Here is a 21,393-nt window from a genome sequence, read left to right as displayed (position 1 = left end):
TCTCTATATAGATCTTACTATTTTATTTAATGGATCCTGATGTAAGTCCGCTGATAATCCATTTTTGAGCGAACAAATAGACGATGAGCATCGGGGTTAATGCGAGCAAATATGAAGCGAAAGCTAAGTTAAAATCTGTACTGAACTGCCCCTGGAATACATATTGTACCAGCGGAAGTGTGTAGGAATCCTGATCGCCGAGCAGAACCAGCGGTAGCATAAAGTCATTCCAAGTAGATAGACAAGACAGGATACCGATCGTTGCACTAACAGGAGCAAGAAGTGGAAAAATAATCTTCCAGAACGTTCCGAAGGTCGATGCACCGTCTACAGTAGCCGCTTCTTCCAGTTCATACGGAATGGAACGGATATAACCGGTGTAAACAAACACGTTAAAAGCCAGACCATATACGACGTATAGAATAATAATCCCTACAATGTTGTTCATGTGCAGATCCGTAGTCACTTTGACCACAGGCAGCATGATAATCTGGAAAGGGATAAACATTGCGCTGATAAAATAGAAGTACAGCACTTTGAAAAATCTTCGCTTCATATTACGTGCAATAGCATAGGCTACCATGGAGTTGGTAAGCAATATGAACACGACTGTTGTAATGGTAATCACGGTACTATTTCCTAATGCATTGAAGAAATTCGTTGCTTTAATTGCATTGGAGAAGTTCTCAAAATGCAGGCCAGTTGGCAGCGAGAAGATTGATTGAGCCATTTCCTCGGGATTCTTGAGTGCGATGGCAATGGTCATGTACAGCGGAAACAGGATCAGTATTGAGCCTAGGGCGATAAGAATCGTTACAGGCCAGTTGGTTGATTTTTTGATCATAAGTCCATCTCCCGTTTCTGCAGAAATTTAAGCTGAAGGGCGGAGATAACGACAATCACGATAAAATAAATCACGGCGTTCGCCGATTGATAGGCAAATTCTCCGCCTTGGAAGCCGCCTGTGTAGATTAAGTGGGCAATGGATTGCGTTGAACGACCTGGACCCCCGCCTGTCAAGGCAACGATTTGGTCGAATACCATTAGACCGCCCTTCATCGCGAGCACCATATTGATGGTGAAGAAGGAAGCAAGCATTGGAAACGTAATGCTCCAGAATTCTCTCCAGCGACTAGCGCCGTCCAGATTGGAAGCTTCGTAAAGATCATGAGGAATGGTTTGAAGACCCGCCAGATAGAGAATCGTGTTATAAGCAATCCCCTGCCAAACGGCTACAATGACGATACCGATCCAAGCCCAGTCGGAGTTACCGAGAATGTTCTGTGATAGGAATTCGCTGCCGATTTTCGCACCCCAAATAGGGAATACATTAGCGAACAAGTAGTTAAAAATAAAACCAACAATCAATACGCTGAGGATATTCGGCAAGAAATATACGCCACGGAAAAAGTTTTTAGCTTTAATTTTGGCGTTAAGTCCAAGCGCAATCAACAAGCTGATGATATTGATAAGAATAGTGGTTAGAATGGCATATTTAAAAGTGAACACATATGAATTCAACACATTTTCATCTTGAAAAATGTTAATGAAGTTCTTAAATCCTACGTAATCAAAGCTGTCACTAAAGCCGTCCCAGTTCGTGAACGAATAATATATACCCTGGATTGCAGGAAAGGTATGGAAGGCAAAGAAAAGAAGTAATGCCGGTATAGTCATCAGATAAAAGGCGACTCGGCGTTTGGCCATCATGTAATCCTCCTCATTGTAAAAGCGAAAGAGAAGAGGGGAAGCCCCGTTCTCTTTCGCGGTTCATGTTTGTCTGATCAGTTTATTTCCGGTTAGCTACTTTATCCCATTCCTTATCAAGCTGTTCTAGGTAAGCTTTAATGTCTTTCTTTTGCAAGAAGGATTGGTTGATGGTATCCACTTTCATCGCACTTGGAATGTAGTGGTCAGCAAAGTCAGCCAAGTTGCCAGCGCTAAACGCTTCTTTGAAGCCATCCATCGTTGGATCATCTTGTGTTACACCTTTTACAGCTGGGAATGCTTTTTGCTCATTGATGTATAGGCTAACATTCTCAGGTTGAAGCAGGAAGTCTACGAATTTCTTTGCTTCTTCTTTATGTTTAGTGTTCTTGGAAATCGTCAGCAACGTATCTACACCAGAAATGACTTTGTTATCGGCAGCATCATTTGTTGCTGGGAATGGGAATACGCCAAGTTCAATGGAAGGATTGGCTTTCACGATTTCTGGGATCGCCCATACGCCTTGCAGGTACATTGCGGATTCACCTTTAGCGAATGCTGTGTTTCCGTCATTGTAACCTTTACCAAAAATATCTTTTTGTCCGTATTCCGTCAGCTTAAGCAGCTTTTCAGCAACCTCGTTAAAGCTGTCTGCGAAGGTTACAGTGCCTGCCGCACGCTCCTTGAAGAAATCATTCCCTTTAATGATCGTGGAGAGGGAGTTGAACGGCGTAAGTGTTGTCCATGAATCCTTAAGTGTCAGGTAAAAAGCATTTTTACCGCTGTCCTTGAACTTTTGAGCGACAGCCATGAACTCATCCCAAGTAGTTGGAACAGTAACACCGGCTTCAGCGAACATCGCTTTATTGTAAATGACACCACTTGCGTTTGAAGAGAATGGAAGACCATTCAGTTCGTCCGAACCCGTCAGGTCTTTCAGCATTTGAAGATATGCTGGCTGGATATTCTCAGCGAGTGGATCGCCTGTGAAATCTTCAAAAAGACCGCTGCCAGATAACGTCTTGTAGGTGTCAGTTGCTCCGATCCCTACCACGTCAGGAATATCTTTCTTCGCTGCACGAGTTTTCAATACCGTTTCAGCATCTGGCGGGTTAACCTGTGTGACAACAATATTTGGATTGGCTTCATTGAATTTCGCAACCAGCTTGTCGAAGGTGGCTTTGGCTTCGGTTTTATTTTGGAAAAACTCGACTTTTACCTTTTCACCGGAGGAGGCATTTCCACCACTATTTGCGCTGTTGTCAGCCGCATTGCTACCACAGGCACTAAGTACGGACATAGCCAGTACGCTAACCACTACGGGTTTGATTGTTTTTTTCATGATTAAATCCTCCTAATAATTTGTTGGTATTATGAACATGTAAGAGATTAAACATGTACGTAAATGAAAACTAATTGATATTCTGCTACTTATAGGCGGCAGATATGCATCACCAATAGAGAGAGTAAACGTTTACGTAAAAGGGGTAAAAAGACTCAGGTAAGTGATCTTACCGTTTGTCTTTCCACGATTAAGTGATCGACAATTTTACTATCCACAGTCTCGCCTGTTTCAATCATCTGAATAAGCTTCTCTACGGCGATCTTACCAATATCGTACAGTGGTTGACGCACTGTAGTTAACGGAGGAATAATCATTTTCGCCATTCCAAGATCGTCATAACCCATAATGGATATATCGTCGGGAACACTTAAACCATATTTGATGACCGTGGAAAGAGCACCAATCGCCATTTCATCACTAGCGGCAAAGACGGCAGTGACATCAGGGGCTTGCTCCAAGAGAGCTTCCATTGCAATGCTCCCGCTTTCATACAGAAAGTCTCCAAAGGTGAGATAGCGGCTGTCGAAAGGAATCCCACTCGCTTCAAGCGCTTTACGATATCCTTCGGCTCTGGGTGCACCAGCGATAGCATCGCTTGGATTTCCGCTGATCATGGCTATTTTGCTATGACCTTTGGAAATTAAGTAGAGGGTAGCATCATAAGCAGCCTGGTAATCGTCTACTTTCACGTAAGGTACACTGGCAAATTCCGTTTGAGAAGAAACCAACACAACTGGGATCTTCATGGTTTCTAGCACATCGTAATACTCTTTCTTCAAGACCTCACTAGAGTAAATAATGCCATCGACCTGCTTCTCCCTTAAGAGCTGTAAGTACTTTAACGTTCGTTTACCATCCTGGTCGGTATTACAGACCATTACACTGTAATTGCGGTCATTGGCCAATTCCTCAATGCCTTTAAGCAGATCGGAGGAGAACGCTCCAGAAACACTTGGAAACATTACACCAATCGTCTGCGTACGCTTATTGATTAGGCCACGAGCAATCGCGTTAGGTTGATAGCCGAGATCTTTGATAGCTTCATTTACCTTTTGTTTCGTCTTGTCGGAGTACCCACTTAAATTGTTTAGCACGCGAGAGACTGTTGCAATGGAAACGTTCGCTTTTTGTGCAACATCTTTAATTGTTGGGTTCATTCATACGACTCCTTAGATTACGGTTAGCCTTAGATTAAACGTTTACGCTTCGAAAATCAAATTACTTAAAAAGTATTACGTAAACGCTTACCCTGAATATAAATCCTGGCAGGTATGCTTGTCAACTCCACTTAAAAAATATGTGAATGATAGGAACCATGAAAGGTAATTATTTTTTAATAGAATGAAACCGATTAAATTACCAGAAAATCTCTGTTAAAGTGGTGTATAAGAGGGAGAAATGTAGTTGGAGCAGGATATTAAGAATACAGAGACCCAGAATTGACAAAAGAATATTAGAGGACTAACATTTAGACAGTAAACGCTTACGTGAAATCGGATTGACATGTTTATCGTTGGTTTAGTGTTTAACCGGATAAGGAGCTGCGCTTATGAATATTTATCTCGAAATTCCAGATGTGGATAAGCATTTTCCTTTTAGAAGTTTACTATGTGGAGGAGATACGCTGTGCTATCCGCATTGGCATAAAGAAATTGAAATTATATATGTAACTAAAGGAAGTCTAAATCTGGGAATAAACGATACCCCTATTCACATGGAGCAGGGTGAGGTTCAATTTATCAACGGTGGGGATGTCCATTATTTTCTCGCCTCACCTGAAAGCGAACGGGTAGTAATTCAATTCGATCTTAACCTGTTTCAGGAAGTCGCAGCTTTGAGCGGAAATGATTATTCGCTTCGTGAGGTTTTTACGCTTATGGAGCATTCTAGTTCAAAATGGCCCGAAGCAACCGCCGTGAAGATCAAAGGGCTGATTGAGAGTATTTATGAGGAAGACGTGCAGCGAAGAGATGGGTACGCTTACTTAATCAAAGCTAGATTGTTTGAACTATTGACCGTTATTTTACGGGAAGTGCCGAAGAGTACACTCAATAAACAGCCTAAGTTCTCGGAAGATACGCTGAACCAGTCTAGAGAAACACTGGAAAGATTAGAGCGGATTTTTATCTATGTAGAGCAGCATTACCAGGAAGCCATTACGCTAAATGAGGTAGCTAGCTATATGGGCTTTAGTCCGTATTATTTTACCAAGCTATTCAAGAAGAATACTGGTATGACCTTTATAGCTTTCTTAAACGAATATCGGCTTAACAAAGCTAAATGGATCTTAATTAATGAAGATTTGCCGATGTCTGCGGTGGCGGAAGCCGCCGGGTTTGGCAGCGTGAAGACATTCCATCATTTTTTCAAAGATGCCACGGGGATATCCCCCCTAAAATACCATAAGACAATATTCGGGAATAATACAGCAAGAATGCAGGAAGAAAGACGCCCCCGGGCTTTGTATGATAGAGATATCAAAACAGGAACAAGTGGAGGTTAGAACAAAAATGACATTAACAGTAGGAATTATCGGCTGCGGAGGCATTGCAAACGGCAAACATATGCCAGCGTTATCAAAAGTGGAAGGTGCTCGAATGGTTGCTTTTTGCGATATCGTTCCAGAGCGTGCTGAGAAGGCAAAAGCGGAGTTTGGGGATGAGGGCTCCGTGGTCTACACAGATTATAAAGAGCTTCTTAAAGATGCAAGTATAGATGTAATTCATGTATGTACACCAAACATTTCTCATGCAGAGATTTCCATTGCGGCAATGGAGGCAGGCAAGCATGTAATGTGTGAAAAGCCGATGGCTAAGACCACAGCAGAAGCGCAAGCAATGATCGATGCTTCAAAACGAACTGGGAAGAAGCTGACCATCGGTTACCAAAACCGTTTCAGACCAGATTCAGCTTATCTGCATACGGTATGCGAGAATGATGGTCTTGGAGAGATTTATTATGCTAAAGCTAAGGCGATCCGTCGTCGTGCCGTTCCAACGTGGGGCGTGTTTCTGGACGAGGAAGCGCAAGGCGGAGGTCCATTGATTGATATCGGTACTCATGCCCTTGATTTGACTCTTTGGATGATGGATAACTACAAACCAAAATATGTTGTCGGTAACGCTTATCATAAGCTGTCCGGTCGTAAAAACGCTGCGAACGCTTGGGGCCCGTGGGATCCTGAGAAATTTACAGTTGAGGATTCCGCCATTGGATTCATTACTATGGAGAATGGAGCTAGCATCGTTCTCGAAGCAAGCTGGGCGCTGAATACCCTTGATGTTGGTGAAGCTAAAACTGTGCTTTGCGGTACTGAAGGTGGAGCGGATATGGAAAACGGTCTGCGCATTAACGGAGAAGAATACGGCAAGACATTCGAGAAGCATATCAGCCTGGAAGCCGGTGGCGTTGACTTTTATGATGGCGCGGGAGATGATCCTGCATTGACTGAGGCTACTCAGTGGATCGAAAGCATCGTCAATGACACCGAGCCTGTAGTGAAGCCAGAGCAGGCGCTCGTTGTTACCCGCATCTTGGAGGCTATTTATAAATCCTCTGAAACTGGCATGCCTGTATTTTTTGAAAAGTAAGAAAGTATAAGTTCCACGTTATACTTAATCCTTACTTTTCTACGAGAAACGTTTGTCATCTTCTGAGGATGACAACGGCGTTTCTTCTTGAATAAACAGTCAAGTTTAACGACATAGATAACTATGAACTAGGAGTGTGTCCAAAGTGACCAGAGTAACGGTATGGAATGAATTCCGCCATGAACGGCAGGAAGAGAGAATTCTCAAGGTCTATCCGCAAGGGATTCACGGACAATTGGCAAGCTTCCTTCAGGAAGCTGGACTGGACGCTCAGACAGCTACGCTGGATGAACCGGAGCATGGACTGACACAAGAAGTGCTGGATAACACAGATGTACTGATTTGGTGGGGACATGTTGCCCATCAAGAAGTTAGCGATGAGATTGTAAATCGTGTTCACCAAAGAGTGCTTCAAGGCATGGGGCTAGTGGTGCTTCATTCGGGTCATATGTCCAAAATATTCATGAAGTTAATGGGCACCAGCTGTGATCTAAAGTGGCGTGAAGCAGGGGAGAAGGAGCGTCTTTGGGTCATGGACCCAAGTCACCCGATTGCTGAGGGCATTGGTGAATATATCGATTTGGAGCAAGAGGAAATGTACGGAGCACATTTTGATGTGCCAGCACCAGAGAGTCTAATTTTTGTCGGCTGGTTTGAAGGCGGCAATGTGTTCCCAAGCGGATCGACCTATCGTCGTGGGAACGGGAAGATCTTTTATTTCCAACCTGGTCATGAATCTTATCCAACCTATTACAACAAAGAAATCCAAAGAGTGATCATCAATGGCGTGAACTGGTGTGCACCAACGAAGCGTGATTATCCAGTTTACGGACATTCTGAAGCTTTGGAGCCAATCAAAGAAAAGGTGGTATTATAAATGAAATTAGGCGTATTTGATCCTGTATTTGGAAGTTTGACTCTCGATGAGATGCTTGATAAAATCGCTGCTGCTGGTTTGAATGCGGTAGAGATCGGTTCAGGAGGCAATCCCGGAAATGCCCACTGTCCAACAGATGAGCTGCTTGCCAGCGAATCAGCTCGTAAGGAATATCTGGAGAAGTTCACGAAACGTGGCATTATGATCAGTGCATTCAGTTGCCATAATAACCCGATTTCGCCGGATAAAGAAGAAGCTCGTGAAGGCGACGAAATTCTGCGTAAGTCGATCAAGCTAGCTTCGCTAATGGGCGTTAAGGTAGTGAACACTTTCTCGGGAACCGCGGGAGACAGCGACGATGCAAAAGCACCGAACTGGCCAGTTACACCCTGGCCTACCGTGTACAGCGACATCAAAACCTGGCAGTGGGAGCATAAACTAATCCCTTACTGGAAGGAAATCGGTAAGTTGGCTGAGGAGCATGGCGTTAAGATCGGTATCGAGCTTCACGGCGGATTCCTCTGCCATACTCCTTACACGATTCTGAAGCTTAGAGAAGCAACCTGTGATGCGATCGGCGCGAATCTAGACCCGAGCCATCTGTGGTGGCAAGGCATCGATCCTGTAGGCGCGATCAAGATTCTTGGTAAAGCTGGTGCGATCCATCACTTCCATGCCAAGGATACGTACCTGGATCAGGACAATATTAATATGTATGGTCTGACGGATATGCAGCCTTACGGCGATGTACAGACCCGTGCATGGACCTTCCGCTCCGTTGGCTGTGGACACAGCATATCTGAATGGTCGGATATCATGAGTGCGCTGCGTACTTACGGTTATGATTATGTGGTCAGCATCGAGCATGAAGACCCTCTTATGACGGTAGACGAAGGCTTCCAACGTGCAGTAACCAATTTGCAATCCATTCTTATTCGCGATCAACCACAAGGTATGTGGTGGGCGTAAGAATAGTTTAAGAACGAAAGGTCTTGATTCTCTAGTGTTTGTAGAGGATCAAGATCTTTTTTTGCGTGTTTATGTGGATGTGGGTTAGGATAATGTGCGGATGAAGAAAATAGCAGAAAGCAAGGTTCTAAGATGAATAAAGGAGAGACAACAATGTTACTAGAAGTTATTGCTACAACATTAAGTGATGCAGTACTGGCCGAGCGTTATGGAGCTGATCGAATTGAATTGATTACTGGGATCAGTGAAGGGGGATTGACGCCCAGTCTGGGACTTATTGAAAAAGTGCGCAATGCTGTCTCTATCCCGGTCAGGGTAATGGTTAGACCCCATGCCAGATCCTTTTATTATGATAAGGATGATATAGAAACCATGGAGCAGGATATTCAGCATATCGTATCTATCGGTGGGTTATCTGTCGTAATGGGTATGTTACGCCCTGATGGAACAATTGACGAAGAGTCACTTCAAAGGCTGCTTCATACTGCAAAAGGTTTGGAGGTGACATTCCATCGTGCTTTTGATGAAGTGAGGGATCAATTTGAGGCGTTAGAAATATTGATGCGTTATCCTCAAATTACTGACATTCTAACATCAGGAGCCGAGAATACAGCCCCTAAAGGTGCGGAACGTCTTGCTGCGCTGGAGCAGCTTACCTCGGAGCAATCTATATCTATTCTTGCTGGCAGTGGGTTAACGGCAGACGGGTTAAGTGATTTTATAAAACAAACGGGTGTGCGACGAGTGCATTTCGGTTCAGCCGTTAGAGAAGATGGAGATGCGCTAAAGCCGATAGATCCTCTTCGCGTGCAGGCTGTTCGAAACCTTCTGAATAAAAGGAAAGATCACTAGCTTACCGTCATTATTGATTCCATTCTTCGATAAACTTGTCAGCAGATTTCGATTTAATTTCCGTATATTGGATGATATTATAAAATTGGAATATTAAATTTACAAATGTTGATCAAGCCAAATATGACAATCGGAGGATGATCCACAGTGAGTAAGGTACAGTTCTCGGTTCAAGTAAGGTTAGTATCCAATCTGGAGCGTTCCAAGGAATTTTACGCTACAGTGTTAAGCTGTGAAGTGAATGATTGGTGGGCGGTACGCGATGAATTTGCACTGGGATTCAAGCTAATACAGGCAGCTCGTACGGAAGATGTTCAACCAAATATAGCCGGACAAGGTCAGATCACTCCGTGGGACACCTATGCTTATGTGGAGACTCATTCTGAGCTTGACGAGCTATATGAAGAGCTAAAGGGTAAAGGAGCAGAATTTGTTCAAGAGCCTGATCTTCAGGAAGCAGACTGGGGGAGCTGGAAGGATTTTGCGATTAAAGATCCGGATGGATACGTGATTGCATTTGGTTCAGGTAAGAAACATTAGTTGTCTAATCATGAAATACTGAGCATATAAAATATAGAGCTGATCTTTGGTTATCCAAAGGTCGGCTTTTTTAATGTGCGTTCACTTGGTTACAGTATTGCAATCTCTGCGTCAAATGTGGGGGACGAGTTGAAAAGAATAGGTACAGGTTGGTATGCAACAAAATTGAAATGATTTCGTCTTTATATATGGAGGTGGAGAAAATTGGGATTTTTCGTTTCGGGTGGCCGGTTTGAATCATTATTACAGCGGAACATGAAGCTGATGCTTGTATTTGGACTTCTGTTCGCTGCATGTTTTACAGGTGTGGGAAAGGCGGAAGCTGCTGCTGGATCCGATCTGATTATCGTGAACAAAAAGACAAACAAACTCGCGTATTTCAGTGATGGCAAGCTTGTGAAGACTTTTCCAGTCGCAACAGGAAAATCAAAGGAACTGACGCCTGAAGGCAGCTTCAAAATGGTAGTTAAAGTAAAGAACAGACCCTATTACAAAGAGAAAATACCCGGGGGTGATCCGGCCAATCCACTTGGCGACCGCTGGCTAGGGCTAGAAGTGAACGGAACTTATGGTACCACATATGCGATTCACGGCAATAATAATGAGTCCTCCATAGGAAAGTATGTCAGCGCCGGATGTATTCGAATGCATAATGATGACATCCACTGGCTGTACCCAAAAATAGCTAAAAATACAAGGGTCATTATTACAACAAGCACACTGGCTATGGAGAGTATTGCGACTAAAAATGGGTATTCCGTAGGAAGTAAGATGTTTGCTGGAGCTTTTGAGCTGGATGGAGTCACGACAAAGCTAAAAGATCCTTTTTTAATGGATAACTCCCGTGTATTTGTTCCGCTGAGAGAATCTGTAGCCTTGTTAGGTGGAACTTTACAGAGCAAAGCTGGAACAGGTGCACTGCTAATTACGATAGGAAATCTTACGGTGGCACATCAGCCTTTATCCGATCAGGCTGTTGTAAATGGAAAGACGCTTACGATACCAGCGTCCCGTAATGAAAATGGTCGATTGATGATTCCGCTGAGCATCTTGCCCGAATTATTTGGTATTCAGGTGCAATGGAGTTCACAGTCTCAGTCGGTAAAGATTATTTTATAACTATTCTTGAACTTTTAATTTTGGCTTAAATGGGTATATACTATATTCATTCAAACCAATTCGGACAATGACGGAGGACCACCGACTAATGAATAACTAACACGTTTCCTAGAAGAAGACCATAGAGCTTGTGAAGTGCATATGCACAAGTCACGGATCACCCGTTCAGGGTGATAACGGTCAGGGATACGTGTGTCGGTCGGGGGTCTTACGTTGCTTTTATATGAATAGATCTATTGTTTGGTTTACTCTGCACACAGCAGGTGATCACGGCCGTAGTCTATTCATGTTATGGCTTATTTCCCCCCCATCATACGCTATTTGACCGCAGAGCGCTGGCTGCGGTTTTTTATTTGCAATATAATCGGAGGAATGAAATATGACCCTAATAAAAGCAAAAAATATACGTAAAGAATGGAACGGGACCCTGTTGTTCGAGAAGGTGTCCTTTGAGATATCAGAAGGAGAGCGTGTGCTCTTGTTCGGTCGTAATGGAATCGGCAAAACCACATTGCTTAAGGGGCTGATCGGTCGCCTCCTCTTTGAGGAGGGAAGTATCTATCATGGTTTGCCACGTGAGGAATGGGGTGTGCTGGATCAGCAGCTAGAAGTGTCCGAAGAAGTGACCGCCTTGGATTACGTAATCGCCGGATCGCCAGAGCTCCCCCAATTGAAGCGCAGGCTTGAAATTCTCAGTCAGAGGTTGCAGGAGCAGAACGACGAGAGTGAAGCGGGACTTACTGAATACGCCGAAGTGTACGATCAATACTTGCAGCTTGGTGGATATGACTGGGAGGCAAAAGCGGAAAAATGCTTGAAGCAGCTCAAACTTGAGCGTTCGGTTTGGAATGTGCCGTACCCATCGCTAAGCGGTGGGCAAAAGACACGTGTTCAATTGGCAGCATTGTTAGCCCAGCAGCCGAAGCTGTTGATTCTAGATGAGCCGACGAATCTCTTAGATGGAGAAACGATGGAATGGTTGGAACAATGGGTCCATACCTATCCCGGAACTGTGCTTTATGTTTCCCATGATCGTACGTTCATCGATCGAACGGCGACGGCGTTGCTGGAGCTTAGTCCAGAGGGGTGTCGCCGGTATTCGGGTGGATATACGCAGTATCGGGAGCAGAAGGCGGTAGAGGCGCGAACGCTAGAGGGACAATATAAGAAGCAGGAACAGGAAAAGGAGAAGCTGCTGGAGAGCATCAGAAGGTATTCCGAATGGTTCCAACAGGCACACCGTGCTGCCGGACAGCATGATTTCCTGCGTGCGAAATCAAAGAAGAACGTATCTCGTCTTCATGCGAAGGAAGCTGCACTCGAACGCTTAAATAAGAACCGTGTGGAATTACCACGCGAGACAAGTAAGCTGAAGATGAAGCTGGAAAGTGAAGCGTTTATGGCGGACACTTTGCTGTCACTCCGTGAGATTGATTTTGCATATAAGGGTAGGGCGCCTGTACTGAAAAATTTCAGTTTGTCATTGAATCGAGGCGATCGTCTCGCTATTCTGGGTCCTAATGGTGTCGGTAAGTCTTCTTTGCTGAAGCTGATTGCTGGTATTCATCAACCTAGCAAAGGTGAAGTGCGGCTGCATCCGCGTACGAAGGTTGGTTATTTTGCGCAAGAGCTCGATAATCTAGCGGTGTCGTCCACCATTCTGGATAGTTTGCTTGAACTGCCAGGTATGACCCAAACGGAGGCACGAACGATTCTGGGCTGCTTTTTATTTTCGCGGGATGATGTATTTAAACGAATTGGTGATTTAAGTCTGGGGGAGAAATGTCGTGTAGCTTTCCTTAAACTGTACTTTGGAAAAGCTAACCTATTAGTACTGGATGAACCCACCAATTATCTGGACATTGACACTAGGGAACGAGTAGAAGAAGCGCTAAGGGTATATCCGGGAGGAATTGTGATGGTCTCACATGACCGGTATCTTCACACTAAAGTAGCTAATCGTTTGGTAATACTAGCACCGACTCAGGCACCGAAGTTTTTTCAAGGTTCCTATGAGGAATACATCTCAAAAGACAGGAGTCGAGTGCTTACCCGTAAAGAACAGACCCTTGAGGACGACCTCGTTCTTCTGCAGCTGCGTCTGAATCAACTGATCCAGAGCGGAACTAGGAATACAGAGGAGGAGAATGAAGCGTTAATGGCGGAAATCGTTAATCTGAGGGCGCAGATTCAGGAAATAGAGGGTAAGGAAAAAACTATACACTCATAGGGAAGAACCGACACAACCTAGCTCAGGATAGAGGGTATCTTGGGCTGGGTTGTTTTTTTATTCCGTTAGAAGTCATCACAGTCAAAGTGTATAATTGGGTGAATATGGATGTTTTGCGTACAGAAAATTTTGAAGAGGAGGCTGTAGAAATGACAAAACTAGGTTCTTTTATATTGGAATTACTTCGAATGTGTGTATTGCTTGTGTTGACCTTGTTTATTTTAGGCGGGGTAGAGAGATTTATATATCAATCTATATTTGGTCAGCCTGTGTATAACTGGAGTATGGCGCTCGGGAATTTATTGATATTTTTTATGCTGTATCGGAATCATTTTCAGTTTAAAGGTTGGTACAAATCGCAGAAAAATCAAAAGCTAACGATCCTCACTACGAGAATCATAACTGTTATATCGCTTGGACTTATCATCCTGCCGATCGGGCTCGGCTAAGCCTATGAGGATTAGAATCATCGGGGGCTGTGATGATTTTGAATGGAATCGGGGATATGATCAGGAAGCGATACATAGAATAGTTGAATTAACGAATAAATTTTCTGATAGACGGGTGATTCTAAAGCATAATAAGGAACTGGAAACCATTATTGAAGAGCGGATAATCAGGATGAATGAATAAAGTAAGCATAGAGAGTGAGGCCTAATATGGATAATTATAAGGTTGAACGTTTGGAGCAGGAGGATTTCATAGGCTTTTGGAAAAGAGTTCTCGCTACTATTCTTGATCTCCTTATCATTCTGATACCTGCGGTTATTGTATACTGGATATTCAATTCATTAGCTATATCCTTGCATTCGGAGATTCCCATCATCCTTGAGTATATTTTCTTCGTCGTGTTTGATGTTTTTATGATCGTTAGATTTGGAGGAACGCCTGGGAAGCTGGTTTTAAAGATGAAAATTGTCAATCAGCAAGGGAATATCCCAACGTTGAAGGAAGCACTAATTCGAAATATTTTCCGAATCATTAGTACGATTTTTTCAATGATTGTTGGCGTAAGCCTCTATGATCTCACTGTGATTTCCACCACTCTTAATTTATGGGCACCTTTAGCTACTGACCTCAGTAAAATACTTGGCCTCATCATGCTTGTGGATTATCTATTTGTCGCATTTACTCCCCGTAAACGGGCGCTTCACGATATGATGGCTGGTACTTATGTTGTTGATAAATCCGCAATCTAAAGGATGCTTTTATAAGCATTCTTTTTTAATATTAAGTTTTTTACTATTAAATATTTTACTATTAAATATTTTAGTGTTAAAATATATCTCGAAGCAGCTAATAATTATGAATATCTAAGGAGGATGTCTTGGAAAACCCAGATATTTTTAGACTCATACATGCAGTTGAATTATTCACGAATGAAATTATTGTTCGATGGATGAATGCTTTTGACCACAATATTGGGATATCTCCTGTTCTCGTCTTGGGAGAATTGAATAAAAAGGGTCCCCAGAAGCAAACTACTTTGGCTAAGAAGCTAGGTTATACGCCGGGGGCGATGACGAATATTGCCAATCGCTTAATTAAGCAGGAAATGGCCGAGCGCAAATATAACGAGGATGATCGCCGAAATGTACTGCTGTCTATCACGGACAAAGGCAGAGATGTACTGAAGGAAGCACAGCTAAAAGGGCAGGAGCTCCGAGCTGAAATGTTTCAGAAGCTCGATGAAGAAGAACTGCAGCAATTCTTGAAAATCTATGAAAAGTTGTTAACGAGCTTTGATAGCTCTGAAACATAAATGAAGTCATCTAAGAATCTTAATCACATTATAAAGGGGTATGAATATGGGAAGAGTTCAAGGTAAGGTTGCATTAGTAACTGGAGGCGCTTCAGGTATTGGCTTATCAGCCGCTACTTTAATGGCTAGAGAAGGAGCCAAAGTTGTCATCGCCGATTTTAATGTAGAGGCTGCCAAAGAAGCAGCGGCTAAGATTAAAAGTGAAGGTGGAGAGGCGGAAGGTCTTTTCCTGGATGCATCCCAAGCGGATTCGATCAAGGAAGCTGTTGATTTCACAGTCGCTCAGTATGGCACAATTACAGTCTTATTTAACAATGTAGGTCTAACTAATCTGCAAAAAGACCTAGATGTCGTCAACATAGATTTGGAAGAATGGGATCGCTTGATGAATGTGAACACCAAAAGTGTTCTGTTAGGCAGCCGGTTTGCCATTCCACATATGATTAAAGCGGGCGGGGGTTCGATCATTAACACAGCTTCCATGTCAGCATTTGCTGGAGATTCATTGCGCACGGCTTATGGCTCCTCTAAGGCAGCTGTTGTGAACCTAACTCGTTACATCGCCACACAATATGGTAAAGATAAGATTCGTTGCAACGGAGTGGCTCCGGGCCTGATCTTAACACCTGCGGCTGCAAGAAATATGCCGCCAGCTGTGCTAGATATTTTTCAGAAGTTCAACGCTCTGCCTTACCATGGAGAAGCGGATGATATCGGAAACACAGTGTTGTTCCTGGCATCGGATGAATCTAAATTCATTACTGGTCAAACGATTGAAGTAGAGGGTGGTCACTATATGTCCAACCCGAGCATTACGGACTTCCAGAATTACATGATGGAAGCTAAAGGTAAATAAAATCATGCGTAATTAAAAAATCCGGTCTATGCTCGTGTTCAACGAGCGGGACCGGATTTTTGTTTGTATAAGTGAGTTAGGCTAAGTCAGCTTACCTTTTGAACAGCTTGCATAAAGGTCTTCAATGCGGAGGACTTTGCCCCTTCGATCCATTGCTTCAAAACATCTGTCTGACCATTTACATACCACCCGAGTTTTTCCTTCAGCTCTTGGTCAAAGTTGTTAGGCTGTTTTGTTCGTTCAGCTATGAGCTGTTTAATCATTTGTGGCCAACGATACCCATTAAGACCAAAGCTGTGTTCGGGGTAATGTTCAGCCAGTGTCATTACAGAAGAAAGCGACTCACCAGCGTATAATTCTGCCGCTAAATAGCTGCCAATAAAACGATGGCTGTTATCATGCTCTAAGGCGATAGCAAATTGCTCCCGAGCTTCTGTAAGCTTGCCTTGATGCATGAGAGCTACGGCGTTTATAGAGCATACATAACTGTTTAATTCGATTGGGTTTAACTCGTTGTAGCGTGAATGAAATTCGTTATATGATTCCCAGTCCGCATGGTCAAAATAGTACTGTGACAATGTGAAGGCATAATTAGAATAAGGATGCAACTGTATGAGCTTTTGGAGTAGCGGAATCGCCTGATCTTCTAATGAGTCATCCTTCGTCAGGGAGGATTTAGCGAGCATCAGCTTCACAAGCATATGCAGGGCATGAGCATCCTGTGGATCATCGGCAACATTCTGTTGGTACATTTCTATGGCTTGATCAGGTTTCTTATTTAACAATAGTCTATCGGCTGTGGTTAATTCTCGTTCCTTGAGATAGAAGAAGGGCAGATTACCAACGGTGTCTTCGTTCAATCTGTAGCCATTACTACGGGTAAGCAGATGTCCATCCGCATCAAATGCTTCGATATTCCAAGAAAAGCGTGCTTCAGGATTCATGAACACGAGAAAAGATAGAGGATCAATCGATTCAAAGCCCTCTCCGCCACTGCCGTAGGAGAAACCACTATTGTAATAGAGTTCATCTACTGGAATAGAGACTTGATTGTCCGTGATATGGTCCCGAATCTGCGAACTGAAGGAGCTCCCCACCATTGAGACCCCACCGCTTAAACGATAGTAAGCCGCACCTTCAACAGCCTTCCAGTGGAAATCTACAGACTGACCCGTTATAGTCTCCTGATTAATAGGAGACTGAAGCTCAAGCAGAGGTTGTAGAACAATGCTCTCATTCAACCTATCATCCGGTTTAACTTCAATCCAATCGTCATACTGTACAGGCCAAGTCCATCCGTCGATCTGATCATAGCTAAGTCCAAGCTGCAATTGATAGAAGCCCGGAATCACACCGTGGAATTCGAAACGCCCTTCATCGTCGGTAACGATTCGGTACGGTTCAGCAGCTGTGATGCTGTGATTAACTTCGCTTTCAGCACGGAGAAAAATACCTGCGCGCGAGATTGGTGTCCCATTGCTTCGGGTTAGGGTTCCAGATATGACAGCTGTTGAGGTACTTCCCATATCTACAGCTGACTGAATGGCAGATATTAGCGCTTCAAGCTGCATTTCGGCTTCTGAAGTGCCCATCGTTGGTGCTGAACTTGATGATGAGCCCGCTGCTTCGCTGCCTACGGTGTCTTTATCAGAGTTACTAATGACAAGACTCATTTGTTTATGAATATCCTGCCAGTATTTTTTGTAGCTCTCCAAGCCATTGGTTACTACGGCAAGGGCTTCCTGCGCTTTGCCTTTCGTGAAGAGCAGGCGCCCGGTAAGCCATGCTTTTTGCGCTTCTAAATCTTTCTGATTCTCGTATGGAAATGTGGTTTGTTCAAGAATAGATTCAGCGGCTGTTGTATCCCCACGATTCAGGGCACGTTCTGCTTGAAGCAGCGCCAGTTCTTTTGCCACGCTAGAATTACTGTCTAACTGTTTCGCGGCGGTGTTTAGCGCTTGATCTCCGTCGTCTCTACGACCAAGAGCATCATATTCGTAGGCAAGCAGCTTTACCGCAAATATACGTGTATTATTCGCTGGCCCATCAAGAATGTATTCCTCTAGCAACGCGATTTTATCCTCTGACAGCAAGTCGGAAATACTCGGTTCATCATGATTCCACTGACTCATAGAGGGGCCAATATTTACGTCGTATCTATAGGGATCGTAGCCATGCTCCTTATCGATGATATTTGTTTGAATAAGCTCCATACGTTTACTGCCAGTTGTAGACTCTAGCTTTTTCAGAAGTTCTGTACGGGCCAGGTTAGATTGAATAGCTGGGCTTTCCTCCATTTGTGCCTTTGAGGAGGGCAGAAAGTTAAATAGAAGAATGAGCAGGGAGGCAGGGAGTAGCACGAATGACACTAGATGTTTGACTTTGATCTTAATTCGCATGTCTCTTCACCGCCTGATCATAGATATCCTTCCAGTACGTATTGCCCCCAGCCTCAATAAGTTCACGGTTCGGGTGCTGCTGGACGTTTTGTTGTGGTTGATGTTTAACCTCTGGTTGATGCAGAGTCAATGATACGACTAGAATAATGGCACCAATCGCGCCTATAGGTTTCAAAGGGATCTCGATTTCTTTATTCCAGAAAGCCAAGAGACGAGCTCCAAAGGTTGGAGGGTGGGTCATCTTGAGGACGCGTTCATGTCCTTCGAAGTGTATGGGTTGTAGTTCTTCATCTAGCTGTTGCTTGATAGCTCCGCGTTTCGTATTCTCCGTGTTCCCCGTATTCATAAGAAATGTCCCTCCTTCTCCAACATCTTTTTTAAGAGTGTCCGTCCTCTAACTAACCGGGATTTAATGGTATTCTCCGGTGTATTCAATTGCTCGGAAATTTCACGGATGCTCATCTCATGAAAGTAATATAACGTCAGACATTCGCGGTATACATAATCGAGATTCCTGATGAACTCGGCGAGTCTAACATTATGCCATTCCACCATAAAAAGCTCTTCTGCCCCGGCAGTGAAGCCCGAATCATCGCTGGCTTGTAGCTCTGACCCACCCGAGGGGAAAATATTACGCCAGCTCCAAGTCCGTTGCTTCATGCGGCAGCGGTTGACTACGATGCGAATGAGCCAAGCCCTTAACCGTTCCGGATCCTGCAACTGATTCATTTTGGCATAGGCTTGAATAAAAGTATCTTGTACCGCCTCTTCGGCACTCTGTCGATCTTTGAGCAGTAAGCAAGCGGTTCGGAGCAGCATATCGCCGTAATCGTCCATCAATAGGCGGAGAGCTGACTCATCCTTTGCTTTGATTCTCTCTATAATATTCAGATGAAGCTCCCCTCCCTTTACTAATAAGATGCGGCTTGGAGGATTAAGGTTGCGTTTGTGTGGAATATTTTTACTAAGGGGGAGTATCTCCCGAGATGATGTCCCGTAATTTATTGATGTTCAGCAGATTTGGGTAAATGATATTTAGACCAAGCCAAGCCCTCCTTGGCTGATGAAACTTTTTCATTTCAGCATCGTCTATATTTTCAGTTCCATTTTTTTGCAAGCTGGTTTTGAGCTAACCTACTAAGGAGATGGCATCATGTCGGTACAGATTAAATTTTTAGCAGCTTCTATTTTGCTCACAGGAATGATTGGATTAGCTGGATGCAGCTCGAACAATGAGCAAGCTAATTCTGCTTCCCCAACTACGGTGCCAACTGAAACGGTAACAGCAACCGCAGAACCAGAAGTTAGCCCATCAGCCACTCCTTCGGAAGCCGCACCAGCAGCGACCGCTTCCCCTATGGAAACTAATAAAGATACAGCCAATGCGAATCCGCAGAATAGCGACAAACAACTTCAAGAATTACTTGAGCTTGCTAAAAAGGGGAAGGTGCCCGGTGTTGAATATGCTGCTCATACCGGACTAATTGATGAGGTAGAAGCCGATTGGGGTAAACCTGATCAACAAGAGTCAGCGGGAAAAGGTATTTATGCTACCTATACTGATGAACATGTCGTATTCGGATTCAATAAAGGGAGCCTAATCTTCGATGTTCGTTCCAGTGATGCTGCACTGCAAGAGCTAACACTGAAACAGATCGAGTCTACACTGGGCAAGCCGGATGATACCAAAGTAAATGGCGAGGATAAGATCTACACTTATCAAGCCAATGATCAATTCCAGTTGAAATTCATTATTCCAAACTCGACGGGTAAGGTAGGTCACATCTCTGTTTTTAGTGAACAGGATTCCATTAATAATATGGCTGGATAAGAACGGCAATGGATGCAAGGAGCAATCATGCAGAGAAATCTGCGGGTTGCTCTTTTTGTATGTTTTTTTAATCTGGAGTACGCCTTGGATGGGCTGATATAATGTAACCAATGAGCGGATTCGGGGGAAAGAGAGGTTCTATCATGCAGCTGGAATTAATCGAAAGTGAATATAAAGTGACCGGAGATGGGATAACGATTGAATTATTCCCAAAAGAGTTTACGCTTTTTCAGTTCTTGTACAAAAATAGAGGGCGTACGTTTAGTCGAGAACAACTGTTGGATAAGGTGTGGCCGCTAGAATACCCGGTAGAGCGAACGGTTGATGATCATATTTATCGCCTTCGTAAAAAGCTTAGCAAGCTACAAGGCTTGGATATTAAGACTGTTCGTGGATTTGGCTATAGTCTGACGATGCGGGAACCCTCAGTAACTATGACCAATCCGACTACATATGACGCAAAGATGCAAGAGACGATGCGGGAGGTATTCGTAAAATATCATCAATACGGCCAAGGACGATCCATGTTAACCTTAGCGCGACAACAGGATGTTTTGGGGTATGAAATGGATCCGTTCTATTCGATCTATATTCATTTTGTGCAGGGAGATTTGGAATGGCTTCTGAACACAGAGGAAGTTGAGATAGAAGAGCGTTTCTATTCTTTGATGATCTGTTATATATTTTTGGGTGATCCGAAGAAGAAATTAGAGTTCTGTGAGCTAGTCCTTGAGAAAAAGATTCTTTTGCCGCCCCAGCATCGTGAAATGGAGATCCTTAATATTCTGGATTTGTACACATTTGCCGGGCAACCGGAAAAAGCAATAGAACGATTAAAGCTAACGCATGAAGTGATTAAAGAGCCTGGGTATGAGAACTTCATTCCTGTAACGGCCATTTCCGAAATGCTCGTACACTTGTGGATGGGGACAAAAGATCAGGAATTGGAGCGGATGGCAAAAGACATTGAAGTGCTTTTGCAGGAGAAACCTTTTTTGCGTGAGATCGGCAGTTATAAAGTTGCAAGAGGCTTGTGGTGTCTACGGCGCAAGTCTTGGCGTGAAGCAGAGCAGTTATTGGATGAGGCGCTTCAGGTGCTAGAGATGTCAGGATTCGTGCCGATGCGGATATATGCGTTATACCGAATTGTTCATTATTGTAACGAGTTTTCTCCACAGTCAACTTTGCATCAGAAATATGCAGATTTATTTGAACATGAGAAGGAAGAGCGGGGATTCCATCGTTTGGAGCAATCCTTGGAAAACGTGCTTATGAATATCGTGACAGCTCTCTGATAATTCTCTGACAATTCTCCG

The 21,393-nt window shown here is 43.8% G+C and carries 22 protein-coding genes; 15 read left to right on the top strand and 7 right to left on the bottom strand.

The window, feature by feature from the left end:
* Positions 1 to 22: 22 nt before the first annotated feature.
* The 4 genes from NSQ29_RS21965 to NSQ29_RS21950 all read right to left on the bottom strand — a co-directional run bounded on the left by NSQ29_RS21965 (position 23) and on the right by NSQ29_RS21950 (position 4,209).
* Positions 23 to 844 (bottom strand): carbohydrate ABC transporter permease, encoded by an 822-nt coding sequence (locus NSQ29_RS21965; protein WP_179085741.1) that lies wholly within the window; start codon positions 842 to 844, stop codon positions 23 to 25.
* The gene (locus NSQ29_RS21960) at positions 841 to 1,707 is read right to left on the bottom strand and encodes a carbohydrate ABC transporter permease (protein WP_042185429.1); all 867 of its coding nucleotides are present in this window, start codon (positions 1,705 to 1,707) and stop codon (positions 841 to 843) included. Before NSQ29_RS21960 ends, NSQ29_RS21965 begins: the two co-directional genes overlap by 4 nt.
* Positions 1,708 to 1,789: 82 nt before the next feature.
* Entirely contained in the window at positions 1,790 to 3,049 is a 1,260-nt protein-coding gene (locus tag NSQ29_RS21955; RefSeq protein WP_052404174.1) for an ABC transporter substrate-binding protein, read from the bottom strand.
* A 155-nt stretch (positions 3,050 to 3,204) separates the two neighbouring features.
* The gene (locus tag NSQ29_RS21950) at positions 3,205 to 4,209 is read right to left on the bottom strand and encodes a LacI family DNA-binding transcriptional regulator (RefSeq protein WP_042185431.1); all 1,005 of its coding nucleotides are present in this window, start codon (positions 4,207 to 4,209) and stop codon (positions 3,205 to 3,207) included.
* A 392-nt stretch (positions 4,210 to 4,601) separates the two neighbouring features.
* Here NSQ29_RS21950 and NSQ29_RS21945 point away from each other — a divergent pair, with 392 nt between their 5' ends.
* The 13 genes from NSQ29_RS21945 (at position 4,602) to NSQ29_RS21885 (ending at position 15,847) form a co-directional block, all read left to right on the top strand.
* The gene (locus tag NSQ29_RS21945; RefSeq protein WP_094872500.1) at positions 4,602 to 5,555 is read left to right on the top strand and encodes an AraC family transcriptional regulator; all 954 of its coding nucleotides are present in this window, start codon (positions 4,602 to 4,604) and stop codon (positions 5,553 to 5,555) included.
* Positions 5,556 to 5,562: 7 nt separating this feature from the next.
* Positions 5,563 to 6,642: a Gfo/Idh/MocA family protein gene (locus NSQ29_RS21940; protein WP_042185435.1), complete on the top strand. Its 1,080-nt coding sequence runs from the start codon at positions 5,563 to 5,565 to the stop codon at positions 6,640 to 6,642.
* 145 nt (positions 6,643 to 6,787) lie between these two features.
* Positions 6,788 to 7,519: a ThuA domain-containing protein gene (locus NSQ29_RS21935; protein WP_042124690.1), complete on the top strand. Its 732-nt coding sequence runs from the start codon at positions 6,788 to 6,790 to the stop codon at positions 7,517 to 7,519.
* Positions 7,520 to 8,488 carry a sugar phosphate isomerase/epimerase family protein gene (locus NSQ29_RS21930; RefSeq protein WP_042185436.1) on the top strand — a complete coding sequence of 323 codons (969 nt, stop codon included), beginning with the start codon at positions 7,520 to 7,522 and terminating at the stop codon, positions 8,486 to 8,488. It abuts the gene before it with no gap.
* 153 nt (positions 8,489 to 8,641) lie between these two features.
* Positions 8,642 to 9,340 (top strand): copper homeostasis protein CutC, encoded by a 699-nt coding sequence (locus NSQ29_RS21925; protein ID WP_341126080.1) that lies wholly within the window; start codon positions 8,642 to 8,644, stop codon positions 9,338 to 9,340.
* 147 nt (positions 9,341 to 9,487) lie between these two features.
* Complete coding sequence (locus NSQ29_RS21920) at positions 9,488 to 9,880, top strand: VOC family protein (protein WP_339245508.1); 393 nt, start codon at positions 9,488 to 9,490, stop codon at positions 9,878 to 9,880.
* Positions 9,881 to 10,084: 204 nt separating this feature from the next.
* A complete protein-coding gene (locus NSQ29_RS21915; protein WP_341126079.1) occupies positions 10,085 to 10,999 on the top strand; it encodes a L,D-transpeptidase family protein in 915 nt (304 codons plus the stop codon).
* A gap of 379 nt (positions 11,000 to 11,378) precedes the next feature.
* The gene (gene abc-f, locus NSQ29_RS21910) at positions 11,379 to 13,229 is read left to right on the top strand and encodes a ribosomal protection-like ABC-F family protein (protein WP_341126078.1); all 1,851 of its coding nucleotides are present in this window, start codon (positions 11,379 to 11,381) and stop codon (positions 13,227 to 13,229) included.
* 149 nt (positions 13,230 to 13,378) lie between these two features.
* On the top strand, positions 13,379 to 13,678 hold the full coding sequence (locus tag NSQ29_RS21905) for a hypothetical protein (RefSeq protein WP_341126077.1): 300 nt from the start codon (positions 13,379 to 13,381) through the stop codon (positions 13,676 to 13,678).
* A gap of 4 nt (positions 13,679 to 13,682) precedes the next feature.
* A complete protein-coding gene (locus NSQ29_RS21900; protein ID WP_341126076.1) occupies positions 13,683 to 13,862 on the top strand; it encodes a hypothetical protein in 180 nt (59 codons plus the stop codon).
* A 26-nt stretch (positions 13,863 to 13,888) separates the two neighbouring features.
* Positions 13,889 to 14,428, top strand: coding sequence for an RDD family protein (locus tag NSQ29_RS21895; RefSeq protein WP_341126075.1), 540 nt, complete (start codon positions 13,889 to 13,891; stop codon positions 14,426 to 14,428).
* 128 nt (positions 14,429 to 14,556) lie between these two features.
* Positions 14,557 to 14,991, top strand: coding sequence for a MarR family winged helix-turn-helix transcriptional regulator (locus NSQ29_RS21890; RefSeq protein WP_042185446.1), 435 nt, complete (start codon positions 14,557 to 14,559; stop codon positions 14,989 to 14,991).
* Between the two features lie 46 nt (positions 14,992 to 15,037).
* Positions 15,038 to 15,847 carry an SDR family NAD(P)-dependent oxidoreductase gene (locus NSQ29_RS21885; protein WP_042185448.1) on the top strand — a complete coding sequence of 270 codons (810 nt, stop codon included), beginning with the start codon at positions 15,038 to 15,040 and terminating at the stop codon, positions 15,845 to 15,847.
* 86 nt (positions 15,848 to 15,933) lie between these two features.
* Here the strand turns inward: NSQ29_RS21885 and NSQ29_RS21880 are convergent, their stop codons facing one another.
* The 3 genes from NSQ29_RS21880 to NSQ29_RS21870 are packed head-to-tail and all read right to left on the bottom strand — an operon-like array spanning position 15,934 to position 19,086.
* On the bottom strand, positions 15,934 to 18,246 hold the full coding sequence (locus NSQ29_RS21880; protein WP_341126074.1) for a carboxypeptidase-like regulatory domain-containing protein: 2,313 nt from the start codon (positions 18,244 to 18,246) through the stop codon (positions 15,934 to 15,936).
* Positions 18,236 to 18,592 (bottom strand): hypothetical protein, encoded by a 357-nt coding sequence (locus NSQ29_RS21875; RefSeq protein WP_076301074.1) that lies wholly within the window; start codon positions 18,590 to 18,592, stop codon positions 18,236 to 18,238. Before NSQ29_RS21875 ends, NSQ29_RS21880 begins: the two co-directional genes overlap by 11 nt.
* On the bottom strand, positions 18,589 to 19,086 hold the full coding sequence (locus NSQ29_RS21870; RefSeq protein WP_341126073.1) for an RNA polymerase sigma factor: 498 nt from the start codon (positions 19,084 to 19,086) through the stop codon (positions 18,589 to 18,591). The genes NSQ29_RS21875 and NSQ29_RS21870 overlap by 4 nt, the downstream gene beginning before the upstream one ends.
* Before the next feature lie 313 nt (positions 19,087 to 19,399).
* Between NSQ29_RS21870 and NSQ29_RS21865 the strand changes: the two genes are divergently transcribed.
* Complete coding sequence (locus NSQ29_RS21865; RefSeq protein ID WP_340974431.1) at positions 19,400 to 20,077, top strand: YjgB family protein; 678 nt, start codon at positions 19,400 to 19,402, stop codon at positions 20,075 to 20,077.
* 110 nt (positions 20,078 to 20,187) lie between these two features.
* On the top strand, positions 20,188 to 21,372 hold the full coding sequence (locus NSQ29_RS21860; RefSeq protein ID WP_341126072.1) for a winged helix-turn-helix domain-containing protein: 1,185 nt from the start codon (positions 20,188 to 20,190) through the stop codon (positions 21,370 to 21,372).
* Positions 21,373 to 21,393 lie beyond the last annotated feature (21 nt).

The organism is Paenibacillus sp. FSL F4-0236 (genome assembly GCF_038000135.1).
Taxonomy (GTDB): domain Bacteria; phylum Bacillota; class Bacilli; order Paenibacillales; family Paenibacillaceae; genus Paenibacillus_AQ.
This window is presented reverse-complemented; position numbering and strand designations above follow the sequence as displayed.